The organism is Acutalibacter sp. JLR.KK004 (assembly GCF_036941085.1).
In the GTDB taxonomy this organism is placed as follows: Bacteria; Bacillota; Clostridia; order Oscillospirales; family Acutalibacteraceae; genus Acutalibacter.
This window is the reverse complement of sequence record NZ_JAYMNQ010000001.1, coordinates 38,081-53,521: the sequence shown is the minus strand read 5'-3', so window position 1 is coordinate 53,521 and position 15,441 is coordinate 38,081. Positions and strand designations below refer to the sequence as shown.

The following is a 15,441-nucleotide window of genomic DNA, read 5'->3' as shown; positions in this document are numbered from 1 at the left end:
CTTCTGTTTTGCCGCAAGGTACTTCTTCACTTGTCCGGGCACGGTTTTTCATAGAGTTTTTCCAGAAATTCCCCCAAAGGCCCCTCCAGAGACGGCCCTTTTTGGTTCAAATAAGTAGCAAAGGCTTCTGCTTTTTCTGGAGAAATACTGTCCGGTAAGTGCTTTTCCATCAGCTTTTTCTCCTGCTTTGCCGTTAAAAAATGCTCTTTGTGTTGTCGTTTTTATCACCGTGAGACGCGGAATCCACACGGAAATCCATGAAAAAACACCCTTTTGTACATGGCATAGCTTCCCTTTAGCTTTCACGCTGTGATGGATTTTTATCTTTCCCGAACAAAATCTCCCTGAATTTCTCGTTTGGGATAGGTTGTAGTCATGGAAAAGGGCCGCGGCTTTTTCTGCCGCGGCCCTGCCTGCACCTTTCACTGTACTAAGTATAACAGGAAAAAGTCCCCTAAAGTTCCCCTAAAATTCCCCTATTTTGAAAAATCTGGGCCTTTTGGCAAAAAACTGTAAAAACAGGTTCTTCTCCATTGGGTTCCCTCTGCCTGCACTTTTCACTGTACTTAATTATAACATAAAAAAGTCCGCAAAAAGTCCGCAAAAAGTCCGCACTTTTTGTGGCTTTTATTTTGATGCCAAGAGATCCTGGAAAAAATTGACAGAGTTTTTATAGAGGCTTTACGGATTTTGACCTACGTCTGGCCACAAGCAAGAAGGCTTTAAGGGCTTCTCTCAAAATACCTGTTTTGATTATATTTTTATTTGAAAAATCATTTTAAATTTGTGTTGACAGATAAATCCAAATATGTTATAATTTATAAAACAATACTGAAATTCTATTTTTGTATCTGGAATCTAAATATACCTCTTGGCTATGAAACCCATCAAACAGAATTGTCTATAAGCAAAACAGTTTTTTTAATTTTAAATACATTTAAAACTGGAACTGCCAAGTTGGAGTGCAGGGAGGAAGGGTTTTGTAGGTAGTCTCGATAATCCGCTGGAGGAGATGGTAGCTGTCATGATCTTAGCGACAGAAATCAAGCGAATTCTTTTCCGGTTCCCCAAAAGGACTATTTTGACGATATCTATAGCTGCTGCTCTGTTGTGCTGTTTTATCGGTTATTTGGGCAATATGCAGTCTGGGGAGAATGCTTTAATCCACTTGGGGCAGGCTGTGCCTGTAACGGTACAGATTGCAAGCCGGAATGGCAGAAATACACAGCGCCTGGAGATCAGGCAAAAAACTTTCCAGGGCATTATGGCCTTAGGTATCCGCGATGCGCAGTATACAGCCGGGGCGCGCATATCCATGGCTCCAGATGGATTTATTCCAGAAAACGGCATGTTGGGAGACAGCCTGTTGGCGGTAAACAATCTGACAGTGCTGGAAAATCCTGACGCAAACGCGTTTTATGAAAATGTGGAAGTACCTTTTTGGGAAGAAGGCCAAGCTGTTTGTTTTTTACAGGATGACTATGCTGCCAGGCAAAATCTTTCCGTGGGAGATATGTATCGCCCTTATATTTATTCGCCCCGGTACAATAGCGATGGCCTTTCCCTATATTATGAAAACCTGGGACAGAAATCCTTGAAAATTGTTGGCACTATACCTGATGATATGGTTTCAGGGGAGGTTATTGTACCTGTTGCGTGGCTATGGCAGGCAGAGGAGGATGCGGGCATCGAACCAGTGTGCAGTTCCTTTCAGGGGATTGTAGAGGATCCCCTGCATTTGAACGATTTCAAGAAAAATCTGCCAGCTTGCGGCTTGGGGCCGGTTGCTGTGGATGCGAACGAAGAAAGTGTGGGAAATGCTCTGCTGGTACATGACAGGCAGTATATTGAGAAAGCGGAGCAGTTGATACAAAACAACAGGATACTAAAAAGTTTTTTGCCTTTTTTCTCCCTGACGCTTATCATGATTACGATGATTGTCACCTTTTTTCTTATGCGCAGTGTACGCCGCGATATGGCGCTGGCTATGGCATTGGGACAGCCCCGAATCAGGTGTGCCCTTCCTTATTTTTGCAGTATCCTCATTGCTGATTTAACAGGGGGACTAGTTGTTTTCGTGCCTGTGTGGTGTATAACAAATATTTCCCCGCTGCGCTTTTTGGGCGTCTATGGAATGTTCTACGGCTGCGCCGCTGTGGGAGTGGCAGCAGCACTGTTGCTTGTATTCCGATTTGATCCTTTGACATTGCTGTCAGCATCTGAATAATGGAATACGGGACTGTTATGTGATAATGGAGAGGGGAGCGGTGCCGCATGGCGGTTCCTATGAAAATATTAACCGCAGAAAACGTCAGCTATGCATACAAAACAAAGTATCAGACGGTCTATGCTCTGCGCGAAGTTTCCTGTACCTTTGAAACCGGAAAGCTGTATGCCATTGTGGGCAGATCAGGCAGCGGAAAGTCCACCCTGCTGTCCATGCTTTCAGGAATGGCTATGCCTGATCAGGGAAAAATCATCGTGCAGGGGGAAGAACTGACAGCAAAGAAATTGCCAAAGCACCGCCGGGATAATATTTCTGTTATCTATCAGGCGTTTAATTTGTTCCCTCAACTGACTGTGCTGGAAAACGTAACCTTTCCTATGGAAATTGTCCGGCGCGAAAGGGACGGCTATACAGAAAAAGCCAGGACATTGCTGGAAAGCGTGGGCATAAAAGAGAACCAGTTCCGCAAGCTTCCCGCGCAGCTATCCGGGGGAGAGCAGCAGCGGGTAGCTATTGCCCGCTCTTTGGGAAGTCCCGGAAAAATCATGCTGGCAGACGAGCCGACCGGCAATCTGGATACGGAGAACGGAAAAATTGTGCTGGACATCTTGAAGGATTTATCCTATAAAAAAGGGTATTGCGTGATTATTGTAACCCACGATATGGATATTGCCGCAAAGAGCGATGCAGTGTATCATATGCAGGATGGGAGATTGGAGCGAGGGTAATGGAAAAGCCGCATATTCTTTTGATCAAAACAGCTCTTGGAAAATATTTCTACGAGGTCGGTAGGAATGAGATCGTTGCTATTCAAGATGATTTATTCGCATTGCTTAGTACTGTGATGAAAACAGGAGCGCAGCCAGAACAGGATGGACGAGAAGTAACTACCCAATACTATAATTTAGTGGAATGCGGTTATTTACAGCCTTGTGTGATAGAAGAGATACGACATCCTCTGACAGATGAGCTGCATTGTATGCTAGAGCGAAAAATAGAAAAAATAACCCTGCAGGTTACGCAGTCATGCAATTTGCGTTGTACATATTGTATCTATTCGGAGACTGGTAATTTTAGTCAACGTTCACATTCTTCCTTGCAAATGAGTTTTGAAACCGCAAAACGCGCTCTTGATTTTTGTCGAGCTCACTCAGAGGACACTACAAAAATACATATTGGTTTTTACGGAGGAGAGCCATTACTTTCATTTCCGATAATCCGGCAAATAATTGCATATTCAGAAAAAATATTTTCCGGAAAATTAATCAGTTATGATATGATTGGTCAAGTTACATATCCTTTTTGGGCACAAAATCTTAAACCATCTGATTTAGTCTATAGAATCAATAATTTTATAAGTAGGATGAGTGAGGAGAAGCATCCCGATGTTGTTCTGATCCGGCTTCCCTTACCAACGATAAAATATGATAGCAATAATCCATTTGATTTTGGCATTATCTCTTTTATAGTCTCACAGGCTGTACACGGTGATGGGTGTATCTGCTGTGCACCTTCTTAAACTCCGGCTATTGGATTCTGGGATAATCTTTCTGATAATTATCTTTCAAAATTTGGTTACCCGATTCTCGGTGTCTGTCTCAATAATTTAAGAGTCTATAGAACTGATATAGAAGGGGTTAGCACATATCGTGTTGGTTGGACCGAAATATCAGATGAGCTACAGATATTGAACCAAAATAACCAACTATCGTTTTTTCACCTTCAGGATACAGATTTATTTGAGCAGTCGCGAGGAGTTATGTGAAGCCAAAACTTACACAAGGAGCGTTTTAAAATGAAAAAAATTAAGAAACAGAATCCAAAATCAGCACAATCAGTGCATGAGTTTGCTTGCCCTTGTGCAGCACCTTGTTACACAGGATGTAGCAATAACAGGCACTATCTGTCGCTGGACACAGCCGTTGTTCCTGGTATGCAGACTGTGAACTACTAAAGCCACAAGGCTTCGGCGTGGGGGATCAGGGAAGCCTGGTTCCCCGCTTTCGTTTTTAATTCCACATAACCGGGGCAGAAGGAGCGCGGATAAGACATGAAAAACAGCTTGAAGCAGTTATTTCGGACGCCAGGAAAGACAGCCGTGTTTTTTCTGCTTTCCTGCGCGGCAGCTTTGCTGCTGGCAGTAAGTCTGGAGCTATGGATTTCAACCGACGAAAAGATTCAGACGGTAGAGGAAAGCTTTACCACTCTGGGAACCGTTCAGCAAAAAGGGGTTGACACTTTTCCCCAAACAGAGATATGGAGCGCCGGGATATATCCGGTCTTTGACCTGAACGCGGACTATGAAAAGCTGGATAAAACAGCAGGGTATATAGAAGAATTCTGGCCGGGTCTGGAAGAACCGGAAACAGAGGGCATTTCCCTGGCAGATTTGGATTTCCCAGAGGCGGAGTACCTCTTTGGCCCTGAGAAGCGGCCCTATTATGGTGCGTGGATTCCGCAGGCAAAAGAGTCCCAGCCCGTTACCGCCCTTCTTTCGGTCTGGGAGTTTACCCCTCTGGAAACAGCAGAGCCGGGGACGCCGTTCAAGGCGGAGGTGGGGCGTGTTTTGGCTGGACGGGGACAGTCCAGCAGCCATGAAGTGTACATTTGCGACCACTATAACAGAGAACCGGAAGAATTGGAGGCTGGCAAGACCTACATCGGATATCTTTCTTCCAGTGTGACCTTTACGCATAAAGATACGCAGGCTTTGCTTTCTGAATGCAGTTTGCTGCCCTATCCGCTGAGCAGCCACCCAAACTCTGCTCCCCCTTATTATGCGGAAGTGACGGATGGATTTTATGAGACGGAGCGGGGAAAAAGCTGGACAGCGCTGGCGGAAGCCATCGAACGGAAAAGATATACTTTCCCGGTTCTGCCAACCGGCAGCTTGAAGCTTCTTCCATCTTTTCATAGCGGAAAGGCCAATGTGCAGCACGGCCGTGAAATCTCCCAGGAGGAATTTGACAGCGGGGCACAGGTCTGCATGGTTTCCACGGATTTCCTCCAAAAACAGAACCTTGAAATAGGGGACAGGATATCCCTCTCCCTGTACTATGCGGATTACCGCTTTTCTCCCCGCATGGAATATGGCGGGGATGGCGTGCTGTACTACTCCCGGATGAATCTGGTAAATGAGAACGGGGAAATGTACCCGATTTTCTGGGAAAGCGAATATGAAATTGTGGGCGCCTACTTTTCTGCTGCCGTATATAATGCGCCGCGGGAGGCAATAGAGCTTTCCGATCAACTGCTGATTATCCCCGCTAATTCTGTAAAAGCTTCTGATACAGGTTCTGTAAGCGAGACGGGCCCCATGCTGCACACCACCACCTCCTTTACCATACCGAATGGGACAACTGAGAAATTTTTGCAGGCCCTGAAGGAAAATGTACCGGAGCACAGCAGGGTTGAGGTGAATTTTGAAGATGGGGGCTACGCCCAGATCCTCGCAAACCTTACAAAGATGAAGACCACCTCCATCCTTCTCTTTTTCATAGCTGCGGCGGTGGCGCTGACCGTACTTATGCTGATGCTGTATTTCTTTATCCTCAAGCAGGCTCGGCGCACAGCCATTGAAACCAGCCTGGGCATGACAAAACGGCAGTGCCGGATTTCATTGGTGTCAGGAATTATGGCTATCTGCATAGCCGGAACCTTATTAGGGGCAATGGGCAGCCTGGCCTTAACTTCCGCGTCGGAGGAATACTCATCCAGGGAAACAGAACCCATATTCAGCACAAAGTACAGCACCTGGACGCGTGAGGGGGGTTCCCTGCCTTTAACGAGTGAGCACAATGGCAGCGCGGCTTCTGCCCTTCGCGCCGTTTCTGTGGCCCTGGCTTTACAGGGGATTACCGTATTTTTATCCATTTTGTTTGTAAACCGAAACTTGAAGATGGATCCCATTCTGTTCATAAACGGAAAAGAGCAGGGCCTATGAAATCAGAGAGAAAAACAATATGCCTGATTGACGGCCCGATCAATTTGGCAGTGCTTTCCGCACTGGCAGGACGTGTTCCAAAAAATTTGACGCTGCTCAACCAAAATACGGATTATGTTCCCTCAGGGCCTTTGCCCATCAGCCATGGAACAATTTGCATGGCTTTACTGATTGAAACATCTCTGGAACAGGGAATCTTGGAGAATGTCAGGTTTATACATATTTCCATACATAATTCTACAGGACAAAATTCACTGGCCCTTTTATTGAAGGCATTTGAATATTGTGACATTATTCAACCAGATATAATTTCCATGAGCGTGGGAATATTTGACCGGCTGTATGCCAAAAAAATGCTGCCTTTTTTGAACCGTTGGCGTGGTAAAACGCTCGTATTCGCTTCAGCATCTAATGATATTCGGCTTGTGTAAGACAGCCTGTAAAAGAGTTGCGATAAAATCATTCATGCTGCTAACCTCCTAAATTGCGGGGCTGTCCCCGCTGTTATTCTCAAAATTCGTGTTTTTTGCAGCTTCAAAGGTGATGCCGCCCTCCTTGTGGTCAGATTTGGCCATGTTCAGATAGAACGAACACACCACGCCGTGGGCCGACCAGGGCAGCCCTACCATAGCGGAAAGCCAGGGCAGGGAGCCTGTATAGCCCTGGCGGATGCAGTACCCGGCCAGCAGCAGGCCCCCGATGGTCACAGCCCAGAGAAGCCAGCGGATATCGGAAATGAGCTGCTTGGAGAAGTCGCGCTTTCTCATGCCTTGCCCATCAGCTGCGCGAACCGGTACAGCACGGTCACCAGCTGCTCCCGGGTCATCAAATCTTCCCACATCCCGTTGAATTCTTCCGTGCTGCCGCCTACGACCAAGCCGCTGTCTACGGCCCATTGCCGCGCCTCCTTGCTGTAATCGCTGGCGTCGTTGTCGCGCCACTGCTGGCGCATCTCGTCGAAGAGCTTCTTAAACTGTTTTCCTTCCATGATAGCATCCTCCTTTGCAGGCTCGTCCTTTGCGGACGCAATTTTATTGATGTAATCGAGGCATACCCAGCCTTCCCCGCAAAAGCCCCAATTGCCCTGCTCTTGGGTGATAGTCAGCACCGTGCCGTCCGGGTAAGCCTTAAGGACTGATCCGTTTACAGGACTTGTCCGGCAATTGAGTCCAGCATCTGCGTTCACCTGGCCCTGATAGGCTTTAAAAGGCCCGGCAGGAACGTCGCTTAGCTTCTGGTTGACCTCTTTGGCAATCTGCCCCAGCCGGTTATAGATGTAATCCCCGGGGCAGGACTTGTTGGCAAACCAGCGGTGCGCCGTCATATTCTGCAAGCCAACCTGCCCGATGAGGCCCTTGTCCCCCATCCATTTCAGCTCTTTTATGTTGTGGCGCTGGCAGATATCCGCGCACAGGTCAATGAGTGTTTTCCAAACGTTGGCGTTAATGGCGTATGGATAGAACGCGTCGCTGGCGCACTCGATGGTGACGGCCCGGTGGTCGTTTGCGGGGCTGGAGGAGCACCACGACCTGTCCCCCTCCGGCACAATCTCCGCCACTCTGCCGTCAAAGCCGATAGCCCAGTTGCAGCTACAGTTTGCAACCTGGAAGTGGCTGCACAGGGATTCCACACTCATCTGCCCCACCACGCAATGAATGGTGATGGTGTCAATCGCATGATTTCTGGGGCTGTTGCGGAATGGGCTGATTTTGGTTATCCAGTTCTTGATACGGTTCGCCATACTCATCCCTCCACTTCCGGCAGGCCCGCGATGCTGGTCAGGAGCGACAGCACCCCGGAGAGAAGGGCTGTGCTGCCCACCACCAGCCAGTCCACCTCTGAGAGCATGGCCGTGGTGCCGATGGCCGCCACTGCCGCCTGGGCCACAGTCTTAACGGCCCGAATCCCCGCTGCTTTCCACCATTTTTTTGTCATAACAGCTTCCTCCTTTGATTATAAAAAATCGTGTTTTTTCAGCCGGTCATCATAGACCCGGCCTATGTTCGCTATGGCATGGACAGCCCGCCCGTTCTGGTAGTCCGGGTGCTCCCGGCAATAGCGTTCATAGCAGTTGATGTTGTAGAAGATTTCATTGAAATCTTCCTCTGTGTGCTTTTTCTCCCGGAGCAGCTCTGTGTTAAACTGCAAAATCCTGGCCCGGTGCATGTCCGCGTCCCGCTCGTCGTCAGCCTGGATGTGCTTTTCCAGCCGGGTTTCTACTTTGCCCAGCTTGTCCAGCACGTCCCCATTGATAGCCCTGCCCACCAGTCGGGCCAGCGCAGACCAGGGATTGATTTTGACGGGCGATACCTGCACCAGGGTCAGCAGCAGGAATATCCCTCCGCCGCCCCAGGCGAAAATCTGGCTTAACTGCATGGCCTCACCTCCTTTCCCGCAAAATAAATGCCCGGCCTTGTTCTTGACAAAGCCGGGGCGTGTGGTATAATAATGATAAAGAGGGCGCTGCTACATGGCGGTTAGCCCTCAAGAATCGTCTAACAATTTGTTAGCCGTCTGGATGGCAGTCAGGCGGCTAACACGCTTTTATGGGTGCTATGTAAGCAAGCAGTATTGCTACCGCCAGCAGTATCAGCACAAACCGCAGGATTTTCATCCAGCGTTCTTTTCCCATATCGCGCCACCTCCCTTCGTGTAAAACTCCGGGAAATGTACCACCTCCTCTCTATGAGGAAGTGAGCTAACCGCCTTTTATGTATACAGCGTCCTCCGGCGCAAATGTGCGCCTGCCCCTCTTTTTGAAGGTGCACTTTTTATTATAGCTGTGCTGTTGGATTTTGTCAAACCTCAGCTCAGCCCAGGCCCACAGCCCGCACAGATATTTCCCCGGTGGCAGACCGGGCCTCTATGGTGACATGAAGCCGCACAGCCCACTGCCCGGCAGACTTGTGCTGGTTCTGGAACTGCCAGGTTTCCCTTTTCTCATAGGCTTCCGTGCAGTCCTCCCACGCAGGCAGGGCGTCGTCCCCATTGTTGCAGGCCAGAATCTTTATCCGCGCCTGGGGGTCTATGGACGTGGACAGCAGGGGGAACACGTACCGGGGCCGCTGGGCACGCCGGGCAGGCAGGGTCTTAAACTCCAGGATATCCCCGGTGCGCAGGGGCACAATGCCGGAATAGGCGGCATAGCTGCTGCCAGCCTGATCCGTAGCGCTCACCCTGGCATACAAGTCCGCGTTTAAGGGCAGGCCTGCAATGGGCAGGCGGAACAGGGCGCCCGCGTCTCCTTCCCCCGCCGCCTGGGCGGGCTGCCAGCCTGTGCCGTCCCACTTTTCCAGCCCCTCTGTAAAGCGCGACACCCCGGAAGAGAAGGAAGGATCCGGGGTCACTTCCGCCTGGAAGAACTGCGCGTCCCCCTCCGCGTCGGCGGCAGGCAGGAACTCCAGATAAAAGCCGGTTTTCACCCGCTGGCCTGCCTGGGGCGAGGAAATCCGGGGCGCGTCGGGCCGCTGGTTAAACACCAGCACAAAGCAGCCGTCCTTATCCTGCATATTGGATACCGTCAATTCCCCAGGCAGGCACCCCATGGGAAGGACGCCCGCCTGCCCATAGTAAGGCGGCTCGCTGGTATACGTGTTGCTGCTTGCCTGGTAGACGGCGCTGGCAGACGCGCTGGCCCGCAGCCAGAACCGCCAGGGGGGTTCAATGTCCGCGGGCTTTGAGGAGGAAGCGTTCGCGGCCAGGCCCTCCGGCGTGAAGCACCGCTCCCGGTTCCAGGCGTTCTGGAAGATGGCAAGGGGCGCCCCTTCCTCTGCCGGAAGGTTTCCCAGCCCCAGCTCTGTGGGGGAGGGCAGGCAGAGCCTGTCCCGCAGCAGCTCCGTCTGACTCACCCCGGCGCCCAGGTCGGCTGTAACCGCTATGGGCAGCAGGGCCGACCGGAAGGAGGGCGACAGGCCATGCATAAACCCAGCCTCCCCGTCATAGGCGTTGCCGTAAGGGGCGTAGGCATTGGCCCCCGCAGGCGGATTGTCTGAAACGTGCTGGGGCATATACCACTGGCCCGGTCCTGCGGCGCTGCACAGCCACTGGCGGATGTTGGAGTAGCCATACCGGGGATTGCCGTTAGGCAGGCCCGGCTCGGCCCCGTCAAAGGGCTTGGCGCACAAAAGGCGCTGGGACAGGATGGTTACGGATCCGGCGGGATGGCCCTCATGGTTTATGCCCGCCACCTGCCAGATAATGGGACTGCCCAGATATCTGCTGTCCGGGTCTTTTATTTTGTCAAAGATGGACAGATCTTTCAGGGGCACTGTCCCCCGCTGGGCCGCAGGGCGCCAGCTCCCATCCTCCCCCCGGCCCTCCCGCAGGGGCGTTTCCGGGCCGAGAATGAAGCAGGGCCGCACAATATGGGATACGGCGGCAGAGCTGGTATAATTGCCCAGTGCCCCATTGGCTTTTACGAAGTGTTTCCGCCATCCGGAGCTGTAATACATGGTGCGGGTGAACCAGTCCGCCGGCTCCCCGTCCACACGGCAGATGCGCCGCTGGGCCGCCCCGGCCCCAGTGAAGAAAGCAAGGGCAGCGCCGTCCTTATAGGTCTGGCTTATGCCTGTTTCAATGGCGGACAGCAGGAAGCAGGAGGCGCTATAGCCGTTTGCCCCGGAGGAGACGGCGTTGCCTGTGCTGCTGATATGGGGCAGCTTTGCCCGCCGGATATAGGGGCGCAGGGTGAAATCCGCCATGCAGGCATATTTCTGGTTCAGCTTGCCCCCGGGCGCCCCGCTGTACATTTCAGCAGGCATGCTCTCCGCTTCCACCCCGTCCAGGGCCATGCACCAGGCGCCATCGCATTCCTCACTGTAAAGGGCGGAGGGCTTCCCCTGCTGGACTACAGCCATCAGCCTGTCTTTGCCGCCCAAGCGCACCTGCAGCAGGTCGCCTGCCAGCAGCTCTCCCGCTTTCCGGGGCGGGGGCGCGTCAAACAGCAGGGTGTAATACCCATCCTCATCCGGTTCATCCGACACCCGGACAGTTCCCGCAAGATTGCAGCACACCACCAGCCCGATGCTGCCCCCCTGGTTTGCAGGGAAGCTGACATTCCCCTGGCCGCTGCCCAGCACCGTGCACACCTGCCCGGCAGTGTTTGCCACCGGGGTGCGGGTGCGCCAGGGCCAGGGCTGGGTTTCCCCGTAGGGGGTATCCTCATAGGTGCTGCCGGCCGCGGCAGAGGCGGACACGCACCGCTGCCGGGCGGCGTCGCCTGTAAACAGGGCAAGGCGCGCCCCTTCGGCTATGCCGTTCTGGTTCGCCACACCAATCTCTGTGTTGGAGGGCAGGAAAAAGCGGTCTTTCACGGTTTCGCTGCCCCCGCCGTCCGCCGCACACTTTGCCACAACCAGCTCCGTGGGCTGCACGGCTTTCCGGAACCCTTCCGACAGGCCGCCCATAAAGCCGGGGGCCAGCGCGTAAGGGTTTGCAGATACAGCCCCCGCCTTTGGGGGTGCGTCTGCTTTATGGGCCGGGGCATACCAGCCGGAGAGGGATTCGCTGTTAAGCCAGCTCCGGATATTCGATAGGCTGTAGCGGTTATTCCCCTGCACCTGGCGGTCTGTATTTTCGCTGTCCGGCTCCGAGGCGTCAAAGGCGTAAAGTGCCACCTGGTACTGGCTGCACAGGGTAACGCTGCCCGCAGGATACCCCTGGTGGAGCAGGTCTGCCACCTGCCAGGCCACAGGCTCCCCCAGGCAGAGGCTTTCCGGGTCCCGGACTTTATCCCCCACATTGAGCATGAGAAGTGTTTTTGCCATGTTCCCGCCTCCTAGATATAAGCTTTCCCGGCTTCAAACCGGCCCTGCAGCAGCTCCAGCGCCCCGGGTCCATCGAACTCCTGGGCCTCTACAAAGTCAAGCCCCTGGGCGTCCAGCAGGTCCCGCAGGTGCATTTGGAACACCAGATGGGCGAAATCGCTGGTGAGGGCCGCCAGCTCTGCCCGGTCTGCCTTGCCTGACAGCTTTTCGTACTCTGCCCCCTGTCCCTCTGCCAGCAGCTTCACCGCCTTGATGTTGTTGAGCACCGCCACAATCAGGGGGTTGAAGGTGCGGCTGGCGCTGGCAGGGTCGCTGTCCAGCAAAGCAGGCACCTCCTCTGTGTATTGGGGCTGGGGATCCAGGGCATAGCTGGGCCGGGGCATCTCAGGCTTCCTCCCCTGTTTGGGCCGCAGGCTTGCACAGCACCAGGGACAGGTGCTTGTCCCCTGTGGGCAGCAGGCGCTGGGTCAGCTCCACCACCTGGGTGTACCCCTGGGCTTCCAGGCAGTCTTTGCCCCCTGCCGCTACTGCTACCGTATCCAAAGCCCCTTCTTCCTCCAGCAGGCCCAGATACCAGTCTAGGCCGCGGGGGGCGGGGGAGGCCTCCAGCCGCAGGGTCAGGCGGGGGCTGCCGCCGTATACCGCGCCATAGGCTTCCTCTGCTGCGGCGGCTTCAAAGGTTTTCCCTGTTCCCAATTTCACTGTAAACATTTACTTTTCCTCCAATCTTTTCAGCAGTTCCCATTCTTCTTCCGGAAGTATCTCCAGCGCCCAGTCTTTGGGGACATGGATTTGAAAACGCTTTCCTTCCCCCCTGGCCCGGTACAGCCTGTTCCAGTAATAGGCGTTTGCCAAAGCCCGGGCCTTGTGCATAGGGCAGATATACACGTCCTCCACTGTCTCCCAGATAAGCCCGCCAGAGCAGGTTACCCGCGTGCCCTGGGGCACCAGCACAGCGCTCTGCTGGGCTTCTGAGATATAAAAGCGCTGGGTACACACTGCCGGCTGGGCCTGGGGCCTCCCCTGAAGCTTTAAAAGCTGGGCCAGTGCGTCCAGGTTCTCCCCCTCGGCCCGGCTGGGAATGTTCTGGTTGCCAATGACGTTCATCAGCACCCGCTCCTGCACCAGGATGCTGGCTACCCACTGTATAATCTGCCGCTCCGGGCTGGCGGGCTGCACAGCGGCGCCCGTGTTTTTTTCATAATCCGACACCAGCCGAGCCACAATGGCTTCCGCACTGGTGTCTGCAAACTGGTATTCAGGGTTCCTCATGCTCTCACCTTGCTTTGCGTAAAAATGAAAGCCCCGGCCTTGTTCTTGACAAAGCCGGAGCATGTGGTATAATAAATATAAAGAGGGCGCTGTCACATGGCGGTTAGCCCTAAAGTTTGACTAACATGAAGTTAGCCGCTCGGGGGCAAGCCGGGCGGCTAACACGCTTTTGGGGCTAAGTAAACCAGCAGCAAGGCTGTCAATACCAAACACACTGCAAAACGCAGCAGTTTTTGTCCCATACGCGCCACCTCCCTTCGTGTAAAACTCCGGGAAATGTACCACCCCCTTTCTGTCGGGGATGGGCTAACCGCCTTTTATGTATACAGCGTCCTCCAACGCAAAGCTGCGTTTGCTCCCCGTTGGGAGCGTTTTTATTATACCATCCTGTTGGATTTTGTCAAATCCTATTCTTCCACATGGATCTCCACCTCCACTTTGGGCACGAGCCGCCCCGGCTCCAGCGGATCCTCGGAAAAAGAAATGTTCTGTACCACCGCCCGGGGTTCCCATTGCTCTATGGCCTCCCGCACACCGGCTATCATCAGCACCTTTGCTACCGGGGCGGGCTTGTCCACAAATTCCTGGGATAAGCCGAAATCCCGGTACATAGGCACCGAGCCTTTAGGCGTTGCCAGCACTAAAGCGATATTTTGCAGTACGGCGTTTACGGCCTCCGGCTCGTTCAGGCGGATGTTCCCCAGGTCTGCGGCGCTTACTTGAAATCCCATGGCATCAGCTCCTTAGATATTCCTGCAGCTCCACGTCCACGACTGCCAGCAGGGGGTTGCCCCAGACATCGCTTTCCTCGTACTTGGCGCTATGCTTGAGGATGTTCCAGCGGTACTTGCCGTAGGGCTTGTCGCCGATTACCAGGGGCACAGCCTCCCCAGAGCGCTCATAGGTCCAGATTTTCACCAGCTCCCCGATGATGTCCGCCCCCAGCAAGGGAGTAAGCTGCATGGAAAAGCTGATTTTATCCGGCTCTATCCCGGTAAACTCTGTGAGGGCGTTCTGCAGGTGGCGCTGGTGCACGGCGTACCTGGCCTCTCCGCTCCATTCTGTCCCCTGCAGGGTTTCTGTGGTTTCCTCCGATACCTGGAAGATGATATCCCCCAAACAGCCCACCACCATCAAACCACCCCCAGAATAAAGCCGTCGCCACTGTCTACAGGCAGGTACACAGCCAGCACCTGTTCATTGACTTTCGGCATCCACTCCCCCAGGGCCGCCTTGTGGGTGTGTCCGTCCGCTGCTTCCACAGTGACTTTCGCCCCTGGGTGCTGCAGCACGTACAGCCAGCCTGAGTGCTGCTCTGAAAACCTTACCCGGGCGCGGCGGGGGCCGGGGTCTGCGGCCTCCACAATGCCGGTCTGAATGAGAGTACTTATATCCATATGGCCTGCCTCCTTTACAGTACCTTGCGCAGTTCTATGTCTGTGGTGTAGCCGCTGGCGTTTACCGTATGCACCGCCCTGCTCACCAGGTATTTCCCACCGAAGGAAGCCCAGCCCTCCAGCATCACCGTCACCCCGGCCACCATGCCGGAGTCGCCTGGAAGGGAGAACCGGGCCGTCTTGGCAAATTTGTTATGAAGCCGCAGGTGGTTTTCCGCCAGGGCCTGGGCCTCGCCTGCACTCTTTACCCTGGCGGTTATCTCCAGCCGCTTGTGGTTCTTGGCTTCTTCGTCGTAATCCCCTGATTTAGCAATGCCCTCTATGACCTTTCCCGTCGCCGGGTCTGTATAGCTTACCCGGCAGGAATCATACTGCGTCCCTGCTGAGGTCGCTGAAAACCGGTAGGAAATATAATCCCCGCCCCCTTTGCGGATGGTGGCAGCAGGCGGCTGCTTTTCGTATTCCCGCTGGTCAAATAAAACCAGGGTAGCATCCTCTATCATTTGCGGTACTGTGTAGAGGATGAACTTGTTGTGGAGGGAAGAAAGCAATCTTCCGGCATGATGATTATCCTTGATTTGACGCCAAAGGGACATCAATTCATTGCCCAAATACGCGATTCAGGACAGTGGAAAAAGGTAAAAAACGGACTTGATGCTGTCCGCAATTATTCGCTTGCGGCAATCAGTGCTGTGGCGGAAGGGGTTACTTCCGCAGGTATCAGCGCCTATTTCTCCGGCAAAGCAAATCATTGACCCAATGCGATACCGCCCTCGCACACCTCTGCTTCATTTCTTCGTGAGATGGCGCAGGGATTGCTTTTTCTGTCAAATACCA

The 15,441-nt window shown here is 53.3% G+C and carries 19 protein-coding genes; 6 read left to right on the top strand and 13 right to left on the bottom strand.

Annotated elements, in window-relative coordinates:
* Positions 1–26: 26 nt before the first annotated feature.
* On the bottom strand, positions 27–170 hold the full coding sequence (locus tag VSQ30_RS00310; protein ID WP_334461257.1) for a hypothetical protein: 144 nt from the start codon (positions 168–170) through the stop codon (positions 27–29).
* Positions 171–1,024: 854 nt separating this feature from the next.
* Here VSQ30_RS00310 and VSQ30_RS00305 point away from each other — a divergent pair.
* From VSQ30_RS00305 to VSQ30_RS00285, 5 genes are all read left to right on the top strand, one after another.
* The gene (locus tag VSQ30_RS00305) at positions 1,025–2,227 is read left to right on the top strand and encodes a hypothetical protein (RefSeq protein WP_334461255.1); all 1,203 of its coding nucleotides are present in this window, start codon (positions 1,025–1,027) and stop codon (positions 2,225–2,227) included.
* A 59-nt stretch (positions 2,228–2,286) separates the two neighbouring features.
* Entirely contained in the window at positions 2,287–2,955 is a 669-nt protein-coding gene (locus tag VSQ30_RS00300) for an ABC transporter ATP-binding protein (protein WP_160644444.1), read from the top strand.
* Positions 2,955–3,746 (top strand): radical SAM protein, encoded by a 792-nt coding sequence (locus VSQ30_RS00295; RefSeq protein ID WP_334461252.1) that lies wholly within the window; start codon positions 2,955–2,957, stop codon positions 3,744–3,746. The genes VSQ30_RS00300 and VSQ30_RS00295 overlap by 1 nt, the downstream gene beginning before the upstream one ends.
* 531 nt (positions 3,747–4,277) lie before the next feature.
* On the top strand, positions 4,278–6,170 hold the full coding sequence (locus VSQ30_RS00290; RefSeq protein ID WP_334461250.1) for an FtsX-like permease family protein: 1,893 nt from the start codon (positions 4,278–4,280) through the stop codon (positions 6,168–6,170).
* Complete coding sequence (locus VSQ30_RS00285) at positions 6,167–6,601, top strand: S8/S53 family peptidase (RefSeq protein WP_334461248.1); 435 nt, start codon at positions 6,167–6,169, stop codon at positions 6,599–6,601. Before VSQ30_RS00290 ends, VSQ30_RS00285 begins: the two co-directional genes overlap by 4 nt.
* 48 nt (positions 6,602–6,649) lie before the next feature.
* Here the strand turns inward: VSQ30_RS00285 and VSQ30_RS00280 are convergent, their stop codons facing one another.
* From VSQ30_RS00280 to VSQ30_RS00225, 12 genes are all read right to left on the bottom strand, one after another.
* Positions 6,650–6,937 (bottom strand): hypothetical protein, encoded by a 288-nt coding sequence (locus VSQ30_RS00280; RefSeq protein ID WP_334461245.1) that lies wholly within the window; start codon positions 6,935–6,937, stop codon positions 6,650–6,652.
* A complete protein-coding gene (locus VSQ30_RS00275) occupies positions 6,934–7,911 on the bottom strand; it encodes an N-acetylmuramoyl-L-alanine amidase (RefSeq protein WP_334461243.1) in 978 nt (325 codons plus the stop codon). The genes VSQ30_RS00280 and VSQ30_RS00275 overlap by 4 nt, the downstream gene beginning before the upstream one ends.
* A 2-nt stretch (positions 7,912–7,913) precedes the next feature.
* The gene (locus tag VSQ30_RS00270; protein ID WP_160645003.1) at positions 7,914–8,105 is read right to left on the bottom strand and encodes a holin; all 192 of its coding nucleotides are present in this window, start codon (positions 8,103–8,105) and stop codon (positions 7,914–7,916) included.
* An 18-nt stretch (positions 8,106–8,123) separates the two neighbouring features.
* Positions 8,124–8,546, bottom strand: coding sequence for a hypothetical protein (locus VSQ30_RS00265; RefSeq protein ID WP_334461242.1), 423 nt, complete (start codon positions 8,544–8,546; stop codon positions 8,124–8,126).
* A 434-nt stretch (positions 8,547–8,980) separates the two neighbouring features.
* The gene (locus VSQ30_RS00260) at positions 8,981–11,935 is read right to left on the bottom strand and encodes a DUF6273 domain-containing protein (protein WP_334461241.1); all 2,955 of its coding nucleotides are present in this window, start codon (positions 11,933–11,935) and stop codon (positions 8,981–8,983) included.
* 11 nt (positions 11,936–11,946) lie between these two features.
* Positions 11,947–12,318: a hypothetical protein gene (locus VSQ30_RS00255; protein WP_334461240.1), complete on the bottom strand. Its 372-nt coding sequence runs from the start codon at positions 12,316–12,318 to the stop codon at positions 11,947–11,949.
* A 1-nt stretch (position 12,319) separates the two neighbouring features.
* A complete protein-coding gene (locus VSQ30_RS00250) occupies positions 12,320–12,646 on the bottom strand; it encodes a hypothetical protein (RefSeq protein WP_334461238.1) in 327 nt (108 codons plus the stop codon).
* On the bottom strand, positions 12,647–13,207 hold the full coding sequence (locus tag VSQ30_RS00245; protein ID WP_334461237.1) for a hypothetical protein: 561 nt from the start codon (positions 13,205–13,207) through the stop codon (positions 12,647–12,649).
* Positions 13,208–13,614: 407 nt separating this feature from the next.
* Positions 13,615–13,938 (bottom strand): GPW/gp25 family protein, encoded by a 324-nt coding sequence (locus tag VSQ30_RS00240; protein ID WP_160644609.1) that lies wholly within the window; start codon positions 13,936–13,938, stop codon positions 13,615–13,617.
* A gap of 4 nt (positions 13,939–13,942) precedes the next feature.
* Positions 13,943–14,341 carry a phage tail protein gene (locus tag VSQ30_RS00235; protein ID WP_334461235.1) on the bottom strand — a complete coding sequence of 133 codons (399 nt, stop codon included), beginning with the start codon at positions 14,339–14,341 and terminating at the stop codon, positions 13,943–13,945.
* Complete coding sequence (locus VSQ30_RS00230; RefSeq protein ID WP_334461232.1) at positions 14,341–14,604, bottom strand: hypothetical protein; 264 nt, start codon at positions 14,602–14,604, stop codon at positions 14,341–14,343. The genes VSQ30_RS00235 and VSQ30_RS00230 overlap by 1 nt, the downstream gene beginning before the upstream one ends.
* A 14-nt stretch (positions 14,605–14,618) precedes the next feature.
* The gene (locus VSQ30_RS00225; protein WP_334461230.1) at positions 14,619–15,107 is read right to left on the bottom strand and encodes a phage late control D family protein; all 489 of its coding nucleotides are present in this window, start codon (positions 15,105–15,107) and stop codon (positions 14,619–14,621) included.
* Positions 15,108–15,137: 30 nt separating this feature from the next.
* Here VSQ30_RS00225 and VSQ30_RS00220 point away from each other — a divergent pair, with 30 nt between their 5' ends.
* Positions 15,138–15,359 (top strand): DUF2513 domain-containing protein, encoded by a 222-nt coding sequence (locus VSQ30_RS00220; RefSeq protein ID WP_334461228.1) that lies wholly within the window; start codon positions 15,138–15,140, stop codon positions 15,357–15,359.
* The last annotated feature ends 82 nt before the right edge of the window (positions 15,360–15,441 follow it).